This window comes from Mesorhizobium sp. LSHC412B00 (assembly GCF_000503035.1).
GTDB lineage: Bacteria > Pseudomonadota > Alphaproteobacteria > Rhizobiales > Rhizobiaceae > Mesorhizobium.
Map to the genome: position 1 here is coordinate 49,935 of NZ_AYWB01000021.1, position 16,983 is coordinate 66,917.

The window sequence follows — 16,983 nt, forward strand, 5'->3', positions numbered from 1 at the left end:
GTTCTCAAGATTTCAGGAGCCGCATTGCGGCGGGGACGGCTCCGGCCGGGGCCGCTCCGGCGCTACTGCGTTGTCGCTTCGCCCAACAGTTTCTGGATGGTCGCCTGGTCGGCCTCGACCGGCTTGACGACGTCGCCTTCCTTGACCAATTCCTGGCCGGCGACGATGACGCGGGCATCGGCGGGAATGCCGCCAAGCACGAGCCCCTTCGGCGAGTCGTCGACCAGGTCGATCGGGAAGAACACCACCTTGTTGTCCTTGTCGACGGCACGGATGCCGAGGTCGCCCTTGTCGCCCAGCGTCACCACGGAGCGCGGCAACATGACGGCATCGGTCGGCTGCGCGCTGAGCGAAATCTCGGCCGTCATGCCCGCCGGCACGGAGCCATCGGCATTGGGGACGGCGATCTCGACGCGGAAGGTTCGGGTGGCCGACGAGGCGTCGCGGCTGATGTAGCGCACGGTGCCTTCGACGGTCTGGCCGCTGACCAGCCGCACAGCAGCCTTGTCGCCGAGCTTGAGATAGCCGAGGTCGCGTTCGCTGACTTCACCGCGCGCAATCACCGGATCGAGCTTGAGGATGGTTGCCACCTCGCCGCCCTGCATGATGGAACTGCCGAGCTCCACCGGCACCCGGTCGATGACGCCGTCGAAGGGCGCCTTGACCTGATTGCGGTCGAGTTCGGCCTGCGCCGTTTCCAGCTGCGACTGCGCAGCGGTCAGGTTCGAACGCGCCGTGTCGAGCTGCAGCTTGGGCAGATTGCCGGTCTTCATGAGCCGCAGCGATGCGTCGAGTTCAGCCTGGCGCTGCGCGACGAGCTGCTTGGCACTGTCGACCATCGAGATCTTTTCTTCGGCCGCCAGCATCAGCACCAGGTCGCCGGTCTTGACGTGATCGCCCTGCTTGACCGGCAGCTTTTCGATGACGCCGGCGACGCGCGTCGCCAGCACGGCGCGCTTGTCGGCCTCGGTCAGCCCGGAAATGCGGATGGCGCGGGCATAGGTCTTGCGCGGCGGCGTCACCACAGCGACGGTCCGCAGCGGCGCCTTCGGTTCGGCCTCGGCCGCCTTGGCTGCATCCGGCGCCTTGGCCTGATCGCCCGGCTTGGCCTGATCGCCTGCCTTGCCAGCACCTTCGACAGCGGCGCTGCCGACCGACGAGAACGCGCCTGTTCCCATCCAGGCGGCGAAGCCGATGAGCACGACAATAGCGGCAAGCTTGTGAAACCTGATCTTCGGCATCATTGTTTTTCCACTGCGGGGTTCGGCCAAGTCGTTATCCAACAGGAGTCCGTCGTCTAACAGCTACCGTGTCTTCCAACTCGGGCGCGTCGCCGATATGGGTGCGCGCCAGGCCGTGTTCAATTTGCCGTGAACGGCGAAGCCGCGCTTCTACATCAAAGTTGCATCGCAATACAGTCGAAAAGTTGCAGGAACAGTGTGCCAGGCGATGTAGTGTGGCCAACGGGAAACGGTTTTGTCAGCGCCCCGTCAGGCGGCGGAACCACAGCCCCGGCGCCGCACGGATGCTGGAGCCGACTTGTTTTCAAGGCGTTACGAGCGCTGACATCACCCTGTGCCCCCACTAGTTTTTGACGCTCAAATGTGGGCGCGACCTGCGTAGCCACTCAGTGAATGGCAGCAGGCGTCAGTATGATTTTGTATACCGTCACACGCAACGGTTGTTCCGGGACGGAAAGTCATCGGCGCTACTCCGATTTGCCGAACACTTCGCTGATCGTCTTGATCGATCCGGGCGGACTCAGGCCCGCCGGCGTTCCGCCTCCGGCTTCTTGCGGGCGGCGAGGAATTCCTTCACCCGCCGTCCCGGTGCCGGCCCGCGCACCGGTTTGAAGCCGTCATCGAGTTCGCCGGAAAGATCGAGCGTCGGCCGCTTGCCGACGGCGTCGTAATTCTCCTCCAGCCAGTCGCTCGCCGCTATGCGGCCAAGGTCGCGCAAATAGGTCAAAAAAGCCCATTCGGCGTTGACCTTGGATGACGCCGACAGATCCTTGAACGCTTCGTCGGCATCGATGCGGTGCATGCGGATGTCGCGGTATTCGCCAGGCGGCAGCCGGCCGGCGGCGATCAGCTCCTTGACGAAGGCGATCGAGCGGAATTCGTTCAGCAGCCCGGCATTGAAGGTGATCTCGTCGATGCGGTTCTGGATTTCGTTGGCGCTTTTCGGCGTGCCCTCGCGCACCACCGGATTGATCTGCACCAAAAGCACATCCTCGGTCGCCGCCGTCTTGAAGAACGGAAACAGCGCCGGATTGCCGCCATAGCCGCCATCCCAATAGGGCACGCCCTTGATCTCGACGGCGCGGAACAATTGCGGCAGGCAGGCCGAGGCCATCACCGTGTCGAGGTCGATCTCGCCATCGGAAAAGACGCGCAGCTGGCCGGTCTCGACATTGGTCGCCGAAATGAACAGCTCCATCGACTTGCAGGCGTGAACATTTTTGAAATCGATCTCCTGCTCGACCACGTCGCGCAGCGGGTTCAAGCCCAGCGGATTGGCGACATAGGGCGAAAACACTCGGGACATGGTGTCGAAGAAGAAATAGCCGGGCGTGTTCTCGATCGACCAGTTGCCCCAGGCGACGTCCCACGGCATGCGCTGCACCGGGCTGAAGCGGCCCTTGGCCGCCACCGCGCGCCAGAAGTCGTCGAGCTTTTGCCGTGCACCCTCGACGCCGCCGCGCACAAAACCATCGGCCAGCGCCACCGCATTCATCGCGCCGGCGCTGGTGCCGGACACGGCTGAAATGTCGAGCCTGCCATCCTCCAGCAGCCGGTCGAGTACGCCCCAGGAGAAAGCCCCGTGCGAGCCGCCTCCCTGCAGCGCAATGTTGATCTTCTTCGTTTCCTCCGCCTTGCCGTTTTTGGTCATGGCGTTCCTGTTCAGTTTGGTCGCTGCTGCCTCATTCCGCCCGGAAATCGGGCGGGTTCGACGGCAGCGGACTTATATTGCAGTGCAGCATATAAGGGATGACCAAGGCAAGAACACGAACACGGTCGCGTGATCACATGAAATTTTGGTCATGGGGAATGGTCCTCCACGCCCAGGTCTTCGCCCTACGAATACCCCCACCCTTGATCCCTCCCCACAAGGGGGAGGGAGACTTGGTAGACGCTGATCTCAGCAAACCACCGACGTTTCGGCGGCGCGCGCCAGCTGCCCTCCCCTTGTGGGGGTCCGAAGGACGGGCGAGATTCGTGGCTCGCCCCGGCAAGCTAGGGTGGGGTCCTCTTCGCAACAATCTGAACTTGGAACCTCAGGCCACGAGGTCCGGCACCGGCCCGACATAGCGCGACTGTGGACGGATCAGCCGCCCCGTCGTCTGCTGTTCGCGCGCATGGGCGATCCAGCCGGCGACACGTCCGGCGGCAAAGACATTGCTGAACGCCTGTGGCGGAAAGCCAGCCGCCTCAAGCACAAGCGCTGTGTAAAACTCGACATTGGTCTGCAGCGAGCGCTGCGGCTTGGCGATCCGCAGCACTTCGAGCGCCGTGTGCTCGACCTGTTCGGCGAAGGCCAGGCGGCGGCCGGCTTCGCCCTCGCTGCCGAGCTGCCGCACGACGGCTTTCAGTACATCGGCGCGCGGATCGCGCACGCGGTAGATACGATGGCCGAAACCCATGATGCGCTCGCCATGCGCGACCTTCTCGCGCAGCCAACCGGCCGCGTCGCCATGCGCCTGGATTGCATCGAGCATCTCGATCACCGGGCCGGGCGCGCCGCCGTGCAGGGGCCCCTTGAGCGCGCCGAGCCCGGCCAGCACCGACGATGTCAGACCGGCCAGCGTCGATGCGACGACGCGGGTGGCGAAGGTCGAGGCGTTGAGGCCGTGATCGCAGACGGTCACCAGATAGGTGTCGAGTGCCCTTGCCAGCGCCGGCGACGGGACGGATCCCTCGAGCATCCTCAGCATGTCGGCGGCATGATCGGCCTTCGCGTCAGGTGCGATCGGCTGCTCGCCACGCGCCACGCGCAGCAGAGCCGGCGTCAGCACGGCGGGCGCCGCGATCAGCCGCAAGGCGTCCGTCGGTGTCTCGCCATCCGGCAGCAGCGCCATGCCGGCGCGCATGGCGCTATAGATCTCAAGCGGTGCGAGCAGCGGCAGCGAGGGCGCAAGCCGCTCGAACACCTCGACGCGAGCCTTGCCCAGCCTCGCTGCCAGTTCGGCATCGCCGGGAAGGCCGTCGAAGAAGCCGTCGAGCAACAGGCGAACCACTTGCGCATAGCGCCAGCGTCCCGCCAATTCCGGCAGCGAATGACCGCGGATCGTCAGGCGGCCGCCAAGGCCATCGACATCGGAGAGCACGGTCTCCGCCGCCACCACATCATCGAGCCCGTTCGCCATATCTCATCTCCTTGCAGCTTTTCTGCATGGGAGATAAGGGTTAGGCTGCGCCTCGATCAATCTTGATCAATATAATCAATGTATGGGCTGAAAATGTCCGAATGGCTGTCGCGGGAAGAGGCGCTGGAAAGGCTCAAGGTCCGGCCGCAGACGCTCTACGCCTATGTCAGCCGTGGCCGCATCGGCATGCGGCCGGATGAGAGCGACCCGCGCCGCAGCCAGTACCGCGCCGACGACATCGCGGCATTGGCGACCCGCCGGGCGCGGGGCCGCAGTCCCTCGGCCATCGCCGAGAGTGCGATCGCCTGGGGCGAACCCTCGATCGCAACAGCAATTTCAACCGTTCTGCACGGGCGCCTCATCTACCGAGGGCAAGACGCCGTTGCGCTTTCCAAAGCGGCGACGCTGGAGGAAACCGCTGCTGTGCTCTGGGCCTCGCCTGAACCGGTGGCTTTCAAAGCTCCGTCATCTGAAGCGCCTCATCCAGTCGGCCGCGCCTCGGCCTTTGCGCAGCTTGCCATGCTTGCAGGCCACGGGCGGCCTTCGCTCGGACGCAGCGCCGCCTCGCTGTGCACCGAGGCCGCGCGCACAGTCGGAGCGCTGGCGCAGTCGCTGGGCGCTGAAGCCGGCACAGCGCCCGTCCATAAGCGCCTGGCGCAGGGCTGGTCGGTGGATGATGCCGGCGCGGAAGCGATCCGCTGCGCCCTCGTCCTGCTCGCCGATCATGAACTCAACGCATCGACCTTTGCCGCCCGCGTCGCAGCGTCCACAGGCGCCTCGCCTGCCGCATGCCTGCTGGCCGGCTTGGCAACGCTGTCCGGCCCGCGCCACGGTGGCGCCGGCGAAGCGGCGATGCAACTGGCTGAAGATGCAGCAGCCCACGGCGCGGATGCGGCGATCCGGCGCTGGCTCGGCCATGACCGGCCCTTGCCGGCGTTCGGCCATCCGCTCTATCCCGACGGCGATCCCCGTGCCACCGCACTTCTGGAAGTCATCCCTGTCGACGAGACGCTGCAACAGCTGCAAAAAGCCGCCATGGCGGCGACCGGCGCGCACCCCAACATCGACTTCGCCTTGGCCGCTCTGACGCGCGGCCTTGGCTTGCCGCGCGATGCACCGTTCCAGCTGTTTGCGCTCGGACGCAGTGTCGGCTGGGCCGCGCATATGGTCGAACAGATCATTAGCGGCAGCATCATCAGGCCGCGTGGCCGCTATGAGGGACGCGTGACTTAAGCCGACCTGGCCGTGTTCCCGAACCGCGCACGGTACGCGACGGGCGTCGTGGCGAATTGCCGGCGGAAGTGATGCCGCAACGTGCCTGCCGCGCCAAAGCCGGCGGTCTCGGCAATCCGTTCGATCGGCATGGCGGTGTCTTCCAGCAGCGTGCGCGCCCGCGAAAGCCGTTCCGACAGCAGCCAGCGCGCCGGCGTGACGCCGGTCGCGGCCGCGAACCGGCGCAGGAACGTCCGCTCGCTCATCCCGGCAAGCTCGGCCAAGATGGCGACGGGATAGTCGGCAGAAATATCGGCGCGCATCCTGTCGATCAACGGTCCAAGCCGGCTGCGCTCATGTGGCTCGGGTACGGAACTCTCGACATACTGCGCCTGGCCGCCGTCGCGATGCGGCGGCACGACCAGACGGCGCGCCACCATGTTTGCAGCCTTGGTGCCGAAGTCGCGCCGAACCAGATGCAGGCAAAGATCGATGCCCGCGGCACTGCCTGCCGATGTCAGCACATTGCCCTCATCGATGTACAAAACGTCCGGAATCACGGTGATGTCGGGGTACATCTCCGTCAGCTTCTCGCTGTAGCGCCAATGCGTGGTCGCTCTTTTGCCCGCCAGCAGGCCGGCGGCGGCAAGCACGAACACGCCCGAACAGATCGAAAGAATGCGAGAGCCGCGCTCGTGTGCCTTTCGAAGCGCCTCGATCAGCGCCGGCGGCACCGGAGCCTCCGTTCCGCGCCATCCCGGTACGATCACCGTGCCGGCCTGGCCGATCAGATCGATCCCGCCGTCGGCAACAATACGCACGCCGCCCAGCGCGCGCATTTCACCGGTATCAATACCGGCAACCGCAAAACGGTACCAATCCTCACCCATTTCCGGCCGGGGCAAGGCGAAGATCTCAACCGCCACGCCAAACTCGAACGTGCACAGCCCGTCATAGGCAACGGCAACGACAAGAGGGTTGGCAGGGCGCGGATTCGCAGAGGATGGCATGATCTTGACGATATATGGCAAAGCTGCCAGCTGCAATCGCCCTGCTTCCTGTCTTATCTATCCGTCGCATCAGCAATGGAGATACGAGGATGAGCCACGTGACAGACATTCCGGCGGCATCGCCGGATATCGCCCGCGACCATTTTCTGCGCCGGCTTTCCGTCGAGACCGACTGTTCCGACGTCGCCGCCGCACTGCGTGCCGGAGAGCCGGACTTTGTTCTCCTGCATGTGGTCGGTTCGCCGGAAGCCTATGGACGCCGCCATGTGCCGGGCGCGCTGCATCTGCCCCACCGCGAAATATCGGCCGGGCGGATGGTGCAATGGCCCGAAAGGACGCTGTTCGTCGTCTATTGCGCGGGACCGCATTGCAATGGCGCGGATCAGGCGGCCTTCAAGCTGGCCAGCCTCGGTCGTCCCGTGAAGATCATGATCGGCGGCATAACCGGTTGGCAGGACGAGGACCTTCCTTTCGCTTCAGGCAAGGAGCCCGGTGTCTTGCACGCGTGAGGCCACGCGATATGGTCGGCCTTGAAGACTGAGCAAGCATGCAGAAGGCGATGGTTAGAATTCGTCCATTCGAGCGCCAGGATGTCGGTGCGGTGCTCGCCCTCATGCGGGCGCTAGCTGTCTTCGAGGGTTATGACGACAAGCTTCGCGTCACCGAAGCGAACCTCATCGAGCACGGGCTGGGGCCATCGCCCCGGTTCGGCGTGTTGGTGGCGGAGCGAGAGGGCGTGATCGTCGGCATCGCCGTCCACTACCTCATCCCCTGGACCTACGACCTGAAGCCGGTTGTCTGGCTGAAGGAACTCTACGTCACTGAAGCGACGCGCGGCATGGGGGTCGGCCATGCGCTTGTTGAACAGCTTCGCCAACACGCTTTGAGCATTGGCGCCTCCGCCATCAAATGGACGGTGCTGAAATCCAACTCGCCGGCCAAAGCCTTCTACCGCTCGCTCGACGGCCAGCCCGACGATATCTGGGAACCGTGGCAGCTGAAAATCGACCCGTGACGGCCGCCTCGACCAACTGAGGGCGGTCGACCATGCGGCGGTCGCTTACGACATGGTGTCGAGCTTGCGCTGCATGGCGGCGATCTGTTGCTTCAGTTCCTGAAGGTCGTCGCCGCTCTTTTCCGGGACATCCTTGCGGGCCGGCTCGGGTGCAGCCGCGGCCGCAGCATTTGTGGCGGCGGTCGGGAAGGGCGTGAACAGGCGCATCGCGTTCTGGAACATTTCCATGTTGCGGCGTGTCTGCTCTTCCAGCGCCTTGATCGGCGTGGCGATCTTCATCACATCCAGCGGCGACTTGCCGATCGCGCCCTTCATCTGCTCGCGGAACCGCTCCTGTTCCTTGGAGAAGGCCATCATCGACTGTTCGAGGAAGCTCGGCACGATCTGCTGCATCTGGTCGCCATAGAAAGCGATCAACTGGCGCAGGAACGGGATCGGCAGCATGTTCTGCCCATCCTTGTTCTCCAGTTCGAAGATGATCTGCGTCAGCACCGGATGGGTAATGTCGTCACCGGTCTTGGCGTCCTGGACGGTGAACTCCTCGCCCTTCTTGACCATCTCGGCCAGATCCTCGAGCGTCACATAGGTGCTGGTGCCGGTATTGTAGAGCCGGCGATTGGCATATTTCTTGATAATGATAGGGTCGTCTTTCGCGGCCATCAGCATCCTCCCGGGACACCGGCGCGCCTGAGTAAGCCGCCGGTAACGATTGCGCCATTTTTAAGGATATGCGCAAAAGCTCTATAATTCCAAGCGCTTTGTGCAGTGCGGCATCATTTATTGCTGCATGGCCGGCCAATTATGCTGCGCAGCAAAGGTTGGGCGATCGCGCCGGCCGCTCGCGCCCTGCTTGCGGCGCTTGGCCGGCATGCCCATTTCCGGTTTGACTTGGGGTGTGGAACGGGCAAGAAAAGTCCCAACAAGCCCCCAAGAACACGACACCTCGAAGTCTGGAGAGAAAAATGTCCGCTTCCAATTCAATCGTCGTTGCCAGCGCCGCACGCACGGCTGTCGGCTCCTTCAACGGCGCCTTCGCCGCCACCCCGGCGCATGAACTTGGCGCCGTCGTCATCAGGGAGCTTTTGGCGCGCGCCGGCGTCGAGCCGGGCGAAGTCGACGAGGTCATTCTCGGCCAGGTGCTGACCGCCGCGCAGGGCCAGAACCCCGCCCGCCAGGCGTCGATCAATGCCGGCCTGCCCAAGGAGACCACCGCCTGGGGGCTCAACCAGGTTTGCGGCTCGGGCCTGCGCGCCATCGCGCTCGGCATGCAGCAGATCGCCGCCGGCGACGCCACGGTGATCATCGCCGGCGGCCAGGAATCGATGTCGCTGTCGCCGCACGCCGAGCACCTGCGCGCCGGCGTCAAGATGGGCGACTACAAGATGATCGACACCATGATCAAGGACGGGTTGTGGGACGCCTTCAACGGCTACCACATGGGCAACACCGCCGAGAACGTCGCCCGCCAGTTCCAGATCACCCGCGACGACCAGGACCAGTTTGCGCTGGCCTCGCAAAACAAGGCCGAGGCCGCGCAGAAGGCCGGCAAGTTCAAGGACGAGATCGTCGCCTTCACGATCAAGGGCAGGAAGGGCGACACTGTCGTCGACCAGGACGAGTACATCCGCCACGGCGCCACCATCGACGCCATGTCCAAGCTGAAGCCGGCTTTCGACAAGGACGGCACCGTGACCGCCGCCAACGCGTCGGGCATCAATGACGGCGCCGCCGGCGCGCTGCTGATGAGCGAGGCTGAAGCCACAAGGCGCGGCATCACCCCGCTGGTGCGCATCGCCTCATGGGCGACGGCCGGCGTCGATCCGGCGATCATGGGCACCGGACCTATTCCCGCCTCGAAGCGGGCGCTCGAGAAGGCCGGCTGGTCGGTCAAGGACCTCGACCTTGTCGAGGCCAATGAAGCCTTCGCTGCGCAGGCCTGCGCCGTCGACAAGGGCATGGGCTGGGATACGTCGATCGTCAACGTCAATGGCGGCGCCATCGCCATCGGCCATCCGATCGGCGCGTCGGGCGCCCGCGTCTTCAACACGCTGGTTTTCGAGATGCGCCGCCGCCGCGCCAAGAAGGGCCTTGCCACGCTGTGCATCGGCGGCGGCATGGGCGTCGCTCTGTGCGTGGAAGCGCTGTGAACAAGAAGTGAGTAGTGAATAGGGAGTAGTGAATAGGGAAGAAGGAGCAGCGCGGCGGGATATCGATCCCTACTCGCTATTCCCTACTCCCTATCCCCTTCTTCCGACCAAAGGGAGGAAGAACTTTCAATGACCAAAGTAGCGCTCGTCACCGGTGGATCGCGCGGCATCGGCGCCGCCATATCGATCGGCCTGAAGAATGCCGGTTACACCGTTGCCGCCAACTATGCCGGCAATGACGAGGCAGCGGGGAAGTTCAGCGCACAAACCGGCATCAAGGCCTACAAATGGTCGGTCGCCGACTACGACGCCTGTGCCGCCGGAATCAAACAGGTCGAGGCCGATCTCGGCCCGGTCTCGGTGCTGGTCAACAATGCCGGCATTACCCGCGACGCCATGTTCCACAAGCTGACGCGCGAGCAGTGGAAGGAAGTCATCGACACCAATCTGTCTGGGGTCTTCAACATGACGCATCCGCTGTGGGGCGGCATGCGCGACCGCAAATTCGGCCGCGTCATCACCATCTCCTCCATCAACGGCCAGAAAGGCCAGGCCGGCCAGGTCAACTATTCCGCCGCAAAGGCCGGCGACATCGGCTTCTCGAAGGCGCTGGCGCAGGAGGGCGCGCGCGCGGGCATCACAGTCAATGTCATCTGCCCCGGCTACATCGCCACCGAGATGGTCAAGGCGATCGACGAGAAGGTGCTGAATGAACGCATCATTCCGCAGATCCCGGTCGGCCGCCTCGGCGAACCGGAAGAGATCGCGCGTTGCGTCGTCTTCCTCGCCTCTGAGGACGCCGGTTTCATCACCGGCTCGACCATCACCGCCAATGGCGGCCAGTACTTCGTCTGAACGACAGCAATTTCGCCCGGTAGGACGGGCCGCCTTATGGCCCGTTTTTCATCGCCGGCCGGCGATGTTCCCCGGGCTGCGCGCGAGACATTGACCCGTTCCGGCACGCAAAGATTAACGATTTTTAGGCGCCCTGTGCAAAACCCGGTTCGCAAGCTGTGAATTCTCGGTGGACAAGCTGTGGATAACACAAGATGTTGGGGTGAACAAACCAGGAAAATCCCGCCATCGCTGATTCGTCACCCATTCGTTCCGGCTTTGAGCGGAACGTTAACGACCAAGGCCGAATACCACCGGAAAATGGTTAAGGCCGATTAAGAAAATTCAGCAATTTCATAATGTTGGCCGAGGCGTATCGGATCACGACGATGCCCGGCCGGCAAAGGTTAACGCCAATGGTCGCCTTGCAGGAATCGGGCCAGTTTCCGCGATTCAGCATATGGTGAGACTCAGGCTCGCAAAATCCACATGTAGCCGTGAACAAAAGCTGAATCTGCCGGAGTCACTGATTCGTCTCCGATTCGTTCCAGACTCGTTCCAACTGTTAATTGAGACCTCAACGACGAACCGTGGGACTGCCGGCCGGAACATTCCGCTTTCGCTTCGCGCCTGAAATCCCTATGTGTCGCCTGTCATACGCGCCACGCGAGGCGCGCTCCCGACAACACGATGCAGAAAGCCTCATCTCCAGGCCGATGAACATCCAGCCGAAACACACCGAGCCGCTGATCCTGTCGGGCCGCGACGTGACTGCCGTGCTGGGTCCGACCAACACCGGCAAGACCCATCTCGCCATCGAGCGCATGGTGGCGCATGAGAGCGGCATTATCGGGCTGCCGCTCCGCCTTCTGGCGCGCGAGGTCTATGCCCGCGTCTGCGAAAAGGTCGGCGCCCACAAGGTGGCGCTCATCACCGGCGAGGAAAAAATCCAGCCGCCCGGCGCGAAATATTCGGTCTGCACCGTCGAAGCCATGCCGCGCGAGACCGACGTTGCCTTCGTCGCCATCGACGAGGTGCAACTCGCCGGCGACCTCGAGCGCGGCCACATCTTCACCGACCGTATCCTGCACCTGCGCGGCCGCCAGGAAACGCTGCTGCTCGGCGCGGCCACCATGCATGGCATCCTGCAAAAGCTGCTGAGAGGCGTCTCGGTGGTGACGCGCCCTCGCCTGTCGCACCTGGCCTATGCCGGCTCGAAGAAATTGACCCGCCTGCCGCGGCGTACGGCGATCGTCGCTTTCTCCGCCGACGAGGTCTATGCCATCGCTGAGCTGATCCGCCGCCAGCAAGGAGGAGCGGCGGTCGTGCTCGGCGCGCTGTCGCCCCGCACCCGCAATGCCCAGGTGGCAATGTTCCAGGCAGGCGACGTCGACTATCTCGTCGCCACCGACGCCATCGGCATGGGGCTCAACCTTGATCTCGATCATGTCGCCTTCGCCCAGAACCGCAAATTCGACGGCTATCAGTACCGCAACCTGACGGCGGCCGAGCTCGGCCAGATCGCCGGCCGCGCCGGCCGCCATCTGCGCGACGGCACCTTCGGCGTCACCGGCCAGGTCGATCCGCTGGACGAGGAACTGGTCAAGCGCATCGAGGGGCACGAGTTCGATCCGGTGAAGGTGCTGCAATGGCGCACCGCGCATTTCGACTTCGCCAGCCTCGACGCGCTGAAGCGCTCGATCGAAACCAACGCGCCGGTCGAAGGCCTGACGCGGGCGCTGCCGGCGGTCGATGCCCAGGCGCTCGAACATCTCTCCCGCGACGAGGACATCCGCGCGCTGGCTACCAATGCCAAGCGCGTCGCGCTGCTGTGGGAAGCCTGCGCGTTGCCGGACTACCGCAAGATCGCGCCGGCCCAGCACTCCGACCTGATCGCTTCTATCTACACCGACCTCGCCAAACACGGCCATGTCGACGAGAACTACATGGCCGAGCAGGTGCGCCGCGCCGATACGACCGAGGGGGACATCGACACGCTGTCGCACCGCATTGCGCAGATCCGCACCTGGACATTCGTGTCCAACCGGCCGGGCTGGCTGGCCGATCAGGCACACTGGCGGGAAAAGACGCGCGAAATCGAAGACAGATTGTCGGATGCGCTGCATGAGCGGTTGACGAAACGGTTTGTAGACCGCAGGACTTCCGTCCTCATGCGGCGCCTTAGAGAAAATACAATGCCTGAAGCCGAAATCAGTCCTACCGGAACCGTCCTTGTCGAAGGCCATCATGTCGGCGAGTTGCAAGGGTTCCGCTTCACCGCCGACCAGAGCGCCGGCGGCGAAGACGCCAAGGCCGTGCGTACGGCAGCGCAAAAAGCGCTGGCCGCCGAGTTCGAGGCACGTGCCGAACGCTTCGGCGCCTGCGCCAATGGCGACCTTGCGCTCGGCTCCGACGGCACGCTGCGCTGGATCGGCGCGCCGATCGGCACGCTGGTTGCCGGCGAGGACGCGCTGAAGCCGCGCCTGGTGCTTTTGGCCGACGAGCAGTTGACCGGTCCCGCCCGCGACAAGGTCGCCGCGCGCGCCGAGCGCTTCGTCAATTTCCAGATCGAATCCTTGCTGAAGCCGCTGGTCGACTTGAAGAATGCCGAGCAGATCGCCGGCATCGGCCGTGGCATCGCCTTCCAACTCGTCGAGCATTTCGGCCTCATCAACCGCCGCGACATCGCCGAGGAAATGAAGTCGCTCGACCAGGAGGGTCGCGCCGCCTTGCGCCGGCTCGGTGTGCGCTTCGGCGCCTACCACGTCTTCGTGCCGGCGCTGATCAAGCCGGCGCCCGCCGGACTGATCACGCTTTTGTGGGCGCTGAAGAACGACGGCAAGGACAAGCCCGGCTTTGGCGACGTCGTGCACGCGCTGGCCTCCGGCCGCACCTCGGTGGTCATCGATCCGGCTTTCGACAAGAGCTTCTACAAGCTCGCCGGCTACCGTAATCTCGGCCGCCGCGCCGTGCGCATCGACATTCTGGAACGGCTGGCCGACCTGATCCGGCCTGCGACCAACTGGAGGCCCGGTCTGGGACAGCGCCCGGACGGCGCCTATGACGGCCAGTCCTTCATGGTGACGCCGCCGATGATGTCCATCCTCGGCGCCACCGCCGACGACATGGAAGAGATCCTGAAAGGTCTCGGCTATCGCGCCGAGCCGAAGCCGCCGGCAGAGGTCAAGGCGCGGCTGGAAGCACAGGACAACGCGGCGCGGGAAGCGGCTGCCGCCAAGCTGGCTGCGGACGCGGCTGCAAAAGCTGAACAGGCCAAGGCGACGGAAGCCGCTGCAAGCGAAGCCGTCGCTGAAGCGCCGGCCGTTGGATCGGAGCCGGATGCGGTTGCCGCCGCTGAGCCTGCGGCTGAGCAGCCCGTCGCCGAAGCCGCAGCGGAGGCTGTTGCTGCGGACGCTCAGCCGGGCGCGCCTCCCGAGGGTTCGGAGCCAACTGCGGCCGTTGAAGCCACCGCCGAAGCTCCAGCCATCGCGGAAGCAACGGCAGAGCCCGTCGCGGAAGAACAGGTCGAAGCTCCCCAAGTCGAAGCCCCCATAGAAATCACGGAAGAAGCTCCGGCTGTTGCAGAAGCTGACGACACCGTCCCCGAAAGCGCCGACGCCACCGTCGCCGAAAACGCCGACGCCCTTACCTCCCCCTCGATGGGGGAGGTCGCGGCGCGAAGCGACGCGGGTGGGGGTGACAGCGCTGACGAAACCGATAGTGCAGACCGCGTAGCCGATGCAGGCGCAACCGCCGACGCCGGCGCTGCCCCCACCCCGGCGCTGCGCGCCGACCCTCCCCACGAGGGGGAGGGTGGAAGCGCTGAGCCTGTCCCCGAGGCCGAAGCGCCAAAGCCCATCTTGCTGTGGCGGCAGGGTCGTTTCGAGCAGCGCCCGCGCCATCGTCAAGGCCGGGACAATCGCCCGCGTAACGGCCAGGCTGGCCGCGCCGATGCGCCGGCCGACGCTGCCGGCGGACAGCCGGCACCGGGCGAACGGTCGGCCTATCAGGGCCGGCGCGACCAGCGCGACGGTGCCGCCAAGCCACGCTTCGACCGTTCGAAGTTCAAGCCCAAGCCGCAGGCCGAGGGCGAACAGCGCCGCGACGGCAAGCCGCAAGGCGAGCGTCCGCGCGAGGGCCGGCCTGACTGGAAAGGCGGCAGGCCGGAAGGCAAAGGCGGACCGCAAGGCGCCAAGCCGGCTTTCCAAGCCAAGCCACGCGAGGAACGCCCTGCGCGCTTCGATCCGGACTCGCCCTTCGCCAAGCTCGCCGCATTGCGCGACCAGCTGAAGAAATAAGCCCCAGGTTCGCTGCGATGGTTGCTGAAGGTCGTCAGCGCATCGACAAGTGGCTGTTCTTTTCGCGCGCGATAAAATCGCGCTCGCTGGCGGCCAAGCTGGTTGTCGCCGGACGCGTCCGCATCAACAGCGACAAAGCAGCGCAGGCCTCCGATCTGGTCAAGCCTGGCGACGTTTTGACCATTACGCACGAGCGCCGCATTTTCATTTGGAAGGTGCTTGGCACCGGCGTGCGGCGCGGTCCGGCCGAGGAAGCGCGCACGCTCTACGAGGACATGTCCCCGCCGCCGGCGCCGAAAGGCGAGGCTGTTGCCGATGCCATTCCGGCGCTGCGCGACGCCGGCAGCGGCCGGCCGACCAAGAAAGAGCGCAGGCAAACCGACCGGCTGTTCGGCGAAGACTGAAGCCTTGGCCGTCTGCGCCATGCCGGCGGTCTGGAATTTCATTCCGGACACGCGGGCCCCGCCTGCAATGGCTGCCCTTGCAAGCGGCAGGCAAAGGCGTTACCTCACCAAAAAAGCCGCCGCATCGGCCCGAAAATCGGAAATCGATTTTTCGGAAGGCACGATGCGCAGATTCAAAGTGTCAGAGCGTACTTTGTGCGTCCAATTGGACGCACGTCGCTCTAGCAAGAACGGGACGTCCCGGAGCCGACCAATGACCTATGTCGTGACCGACAACTGCATCAAATGCAAGTACATGGACTGCATCGAGGTCTGTCCGGTCGACTGCTTCTACGAGGGCGAGAACATGCTTGTCATACATCCCGACGAGTGCATCGACTGCGGCGTCTGCGAACCGGAATGCCCGGCCGATGCAATCAAGCCCGACACCGAGCCGGGCCTCGACAAATGGCTGCAGGTCAACACCGAATACGCCGAGAAATGGCCCAACATCACCGCCAAGAAGGAGCCTCCGGCAGATGCCAAGAGCTTCGACGGCGAAGCCGGCAAGTTCGAGAAATATTTCTCCGCCGAGCCCGGCGAAGGCGACTGAGCACATGACGCTGGAATCGGAATCGATTTCGGAAAGGGTGATGCGCAAAGCAAAAAAGTGCGGCCTATTGGATCGTCATAACGCTGCGTAACGCGCATCATACATTAACTGCCTTGACAGGCGGCGATGGCGCTCGACCTTCGCGTTTGCAGCAAAACCTTGATTCTTCCGACTTTTTGTGCTACACCAGTTGAAACATGCCGGTGACACAACGTCGATTTATGGCGCAAGCGCCCCAAATCACTGAAAGGTGAAATCCCCAATCGGACCAGAGCGATCTGGGCCAGGCAGTCGCTATGTATGCGGTTTGCCGGTCCCGGCTTTTTCCGATGGGTTCATCTGTTGTGCGGCTAACGATCGGTGTCCCCGGTCGCATGCGTTCGGACCGGCAGGCCGCCGGTGCCACAACAAGGAGTTCAGGGCGTAATGGCAACGATCACCCCGCAGAAGAAGTCCACCTCGGCACGCCACGGTTTCAAGACCGGCGAGTACATCGTCTATCCGGCACACGGCGTCGGCCAGATCGTCTCGATCGACGAGCAGGAAGTTGCGGGCCACAAGCTGGAACTGTTCGTCATCGACTTCCAGAAGGACAAGATGCGCCTGAAGGTTCCGGTCGCCAAGGCGACCTCCATCGGCATGCGCAAGCTGTCGGAAGAGGATTATGTCGAGCGCGCGCTGAAGGTCGTGCAGGGCCGCGCCCGCGTCAAGCGCACCATGTGGTCGCGCCGTGCGCAGGAATATGATGCCAAGATCAATTCGGGCGACCTGATCTCGATCTCGGAAGTCGTGCGCGACCTCTACCGTGCCGACAACCAGCCGGAACAGTCCTATTCCGAGCGTCAGCTCTATGAGGCGGCACTCGACCGCATGGCGCGCGAGATCGCGGCAGTCAACCGCATGTCGGAAACCGAAGCCGTGCGCCTGATCGAGGTCAACCTCAACAAGGGCCCGAAGCGCGGCGCCAAGGCCGACAATGAGGAAGCCGAGCAGGAAGAAGCTGCCTGATCGCTTTCACCGTCGAAATCATGAAAAACCCGGCCTTGTGCCGGGTTTTTGTTTTTACCCCCTTGTGGGGTTCCAAGGACGGGCGAGACCCGTGGCT

The 16,983-nt window shown here is 64.1% G+C and carries 14 protein-coding genes; 9 read left to right on the top strand and 5 right to left on the bottom strand.

Annotated features, from left to right (window positions below):
• Positions 1–62: 62 nt before the first annotated feature.
• The 3 genes from X757_RS139245 to X757_RS139235 form a co-directional block, all read right to left on the bottom strand.
• Positions 63–1,241, bottom strand: a complete 1,179-nt coding sequence (locus X757_RS139245; RefSeq protein ID WP_023752868.1) for an efflux RND transporter periplasmic adaptor subunit — start codon at positions 1,239–1,241, stop codon at positions 63–65.
• Positions 1,242–1,761: 520 nt separating this feature from the next.
• The gene (locus X757_RS139240; protein WP_023727617.1) at positions 1,762–2,892 is read right to left on the bottom strand and encodes a patatin-like phospholipase family protein; all 1,131 of its coding nucleotides are present in this window, start codon (positions 2,890–2,892) and stop codon (positions 1,762–1,764) included.
• Between the two features lie 385 nt (positions 2,893–3,277).
• Positions 3,278–4,366, bottom strand: coding sequence for a citrate synthase/methylcitrate synthase (locus X757_RS139235; protein ID WP_023727618.1), 1,089 nt, complete (start codon positions 4,364–4,366; stop codon positions 3,278–3,280).
• 93 nt (positions 4,367–4,459) lie between these two features.
• Here X757_RS139235 and X757_RS139230 point away from each other — a divergent pair, with 93 nt between their 5' ends.
• Positions 4,460–5,599 (top strand): citrate synthase, encoded by a 1,140-nt coding sequence (locus X757_RS139230; RefSeq protein WP_023752867.1) that lies wholly within the window; start codon positions 4,460–4,462, stop codon positions 5,597–5,599.
• Here the strand turns inward: X757_RS139230 and ftrA are convergent.
• Complete coding sequence (gene ftrA / locus X757_RS139225) at positions 5,596–6,588, bottom strand: transcriptional regulator FtrA (RefSeq protein ID WP_023752866.1); 993 nt, start codon at positions 6,586–6,588, stop codon at positions 5,596–5,598. The two genes, X757_RS139230 and ftrA, sit on opposite strands and share 4 nt — an antisense overlap.
• 89 nt (positions 6,589–6,677) lie before the next feature.
• Between ftrA and X757_RS139220 the strand changes: the two genes are divergently transcribed.
• The gene (locus X757_RS139220; protein ID WP_023702797.1) at positions 6,678–7,097 is read left to right on the top strand and encodes a rhodanese-like domain-containing protein; all 420 of its coding nucleotides are present in this window, start codon (positions 6,678–6,680) and stop codon (positions 7,095–7,097) included.
• 38 nt (positions 7,098–7,135) lie between these two features.
• Positions 7,136–7,603, top strand: a complete 468-nt coding sequence (locus tag X757_RS139215) for a GNAT family N-acetyltransferase (RefSeq protein ID WP_023673834.1) — start codon at positions 7,136–7,138, stop codon at positions 7,601–7,603.
• A gap of 45 nt (positions 7,604–7,648) precedes the next feature.
• Here X757_RS139215 and phaR read toward each other — a convergent pair whose 3' ends face one another.
• Positions 7,649–8,263, bottom strand: a complete 615-nt coding sequence (gene phaR / locus X757_RS139210) for a polyhydroxyalkanoate synthesis repressor PhaR (protein WP_023685813.1) — start codon at positions 8,261–8,263, stop codon at positions 7,649–7,651.
• Positions 8,264–8,565: 302 nt separating this feature from the next.
• On the opposite strand from phaR, the gene X757_RS139205 reads away from it, so the two are divergent.
• The 6 genes from X757_RS139205 (at position 8,566) to X757_RS139180 (ending at position 16,886) form a co-directional block, all read left to right on the top strand.
• A complete protein-coding gene (locus X757_RS139205) occupies positions 8,566–9,750 on the top strand; it encodes an acetyl-CoA C-acetyltransferase (protein WP_023727622.1) in 1,185 nt (394 codons plus the stop codon).
• A gap of 129 nt (positions 9,751–9,879) precedes the next feature.
• The gene (gene phbB, locus X757_RS139200) at positions 9,880–10,605 is read left to right on the top strand and encodes an acetoacetyl-CoA reductase (RefSeq protein WP_023707257.1); all 726 of its coding nucleotides are present in this window, start codon (positions 9,880–9,882) and stop codon (positions 10,603–10,605) included.
• Positions 10,606–11,300: 695 nt separating this feature from the next.
• Positions 11,301–14,882: a helicase-related protein gene (locus X757_RS139195; protein ID WP_023727623.1), complete on the top strand. Its 3,582-nt coding sequence runs from the start codon at positions 11,301–11,303 to the stop codon at positions 14,880–14,882.
• A 17-nt stretch (positions 14,883–14,899) separates the two neighbouring features.
• Entirely contained in the window at positions 14,900–15,286 is a 387-nt protein-coding gene (locus tag X757_RS139190) for an RNA-binding S4 domain-containing protein (RefSeq protein WP_023673663.1), read from the top strand.
• Between the two features lie 253 nt (positions 15,287–15,539).
• Entirely contained in the window at positions 15,540–15,878 is a 339-nt protein-coding gene (gene fdxA, locus X757_RS139185) for a ferredoxin FdxA (RefSeq protein WP_013529180.1), read from the top strand.
• A gap of 426 nt (positions 15,879–16,304) precedes the next feature.
• On the top strand, positions 16,305–16,886 hold the full coding sequence (locus X757_RS139180) for a CarD family transcriptional regulator (RefSeq protein WP_023673664.1): 582 nt from the start codon (positions 16,305–16,307) through the stop codon (positions 16,884–16,886).
• The last annotated feature ends 97 nt before the right edge of the window (positions 16,887–16,983 follow it).

Coding starts and splice junctions, on each gene's coding strand:
- X757_RS139245 (WP_023752868.1), bottom strand. CDS start 1,241: ATGCCGAAGATCAGGTTTCACAAGCTTGCCGCTATTGTCGTGCTCATC.
- X757_RS139240 (WP_023727617.1), bottom strand. CDS start 2,892: ATGACCAAAAACGGCAAGGCGGAGGAAACGAAGAAGATCAACATTGCG.
- X757_RS139235 (WP_023727618.1), bottom strand. CDS start 4,366: ATGGCGAACGGGCTCGATGATGTGGTGGCGGCGGAGACCGTGCTCTCC.
- X757_RS139230 (WP_023752867.1), top strand. CDS start 4,460: ATGTCCGAATGGCTGTCGCGGGAAGAGGCGCTGGAAAGGCTCAAGGTC.
- ftrA (WP_023752866.1), bottom strand. CDS start 6,588: ATGCCATCCTCTGCGAATCCGCGCCCTGCCAACCCTCTTGTCGTTGCC.
- X757_RS139220 (WP_023702797.1), top strand. CDS start 6,678: ATGAGCCACGTGACAGACATTCCGGCGGCATCGCCGGATATCGCCCGC.
- X757_RS139215 (WP_023673834.1), top strand. CDS start 7,136: ATGCAGAAGGCGATGGTTAGAATTCGTCCATTCGAGCGCCAGGATGTC.
- phaR (WP_023685813.1), bottom strand. CDS start 8,263: ATGGCCGCGAAAGACGACCCTATCATTATCAAGAAATATGCCAATCGC.
- X757_RS139205 (WP_023727622.1), top strand. CDS start 8,566: ATGTCCGCTTCCAATTCAATCGTCGTTGCCAGCGCCGCACGCACGGCT.
- phbB (WP_023707257.1), top strand. CDS start 9,880: ATGACCAAAGTAGCGCTCGTCACCGGTGGATCGCGCGGCATCGGCGCC.
- X757_RS139195 (WP_023727623.1), top strand. CDS start 11,301: ATGAACATCCAGCCGAAACACACCGAGCCGCTGATCCTGTCGGGCCGC.
- X757_RS139190 (WP_023673663.1), top strand. CDS start 14,900: ATGGTTGCTGAAGGTCGTCAGCGCATCGACAAGTGGCTGTTCTTTTCG.
- fdxA (WP_013529180.1), top strand. CDS start 15,540: ATGACCTATGTCGTGACCGACAACTGCATCAAATGCAAGTACATGGAC.
- X757_RS139180 (WP_023673664.1), top strand. CDS start 16,305: ATGGCAACGATCACCCCGCAGAAGAAGTCCACCTCGGCACGCCACGGT.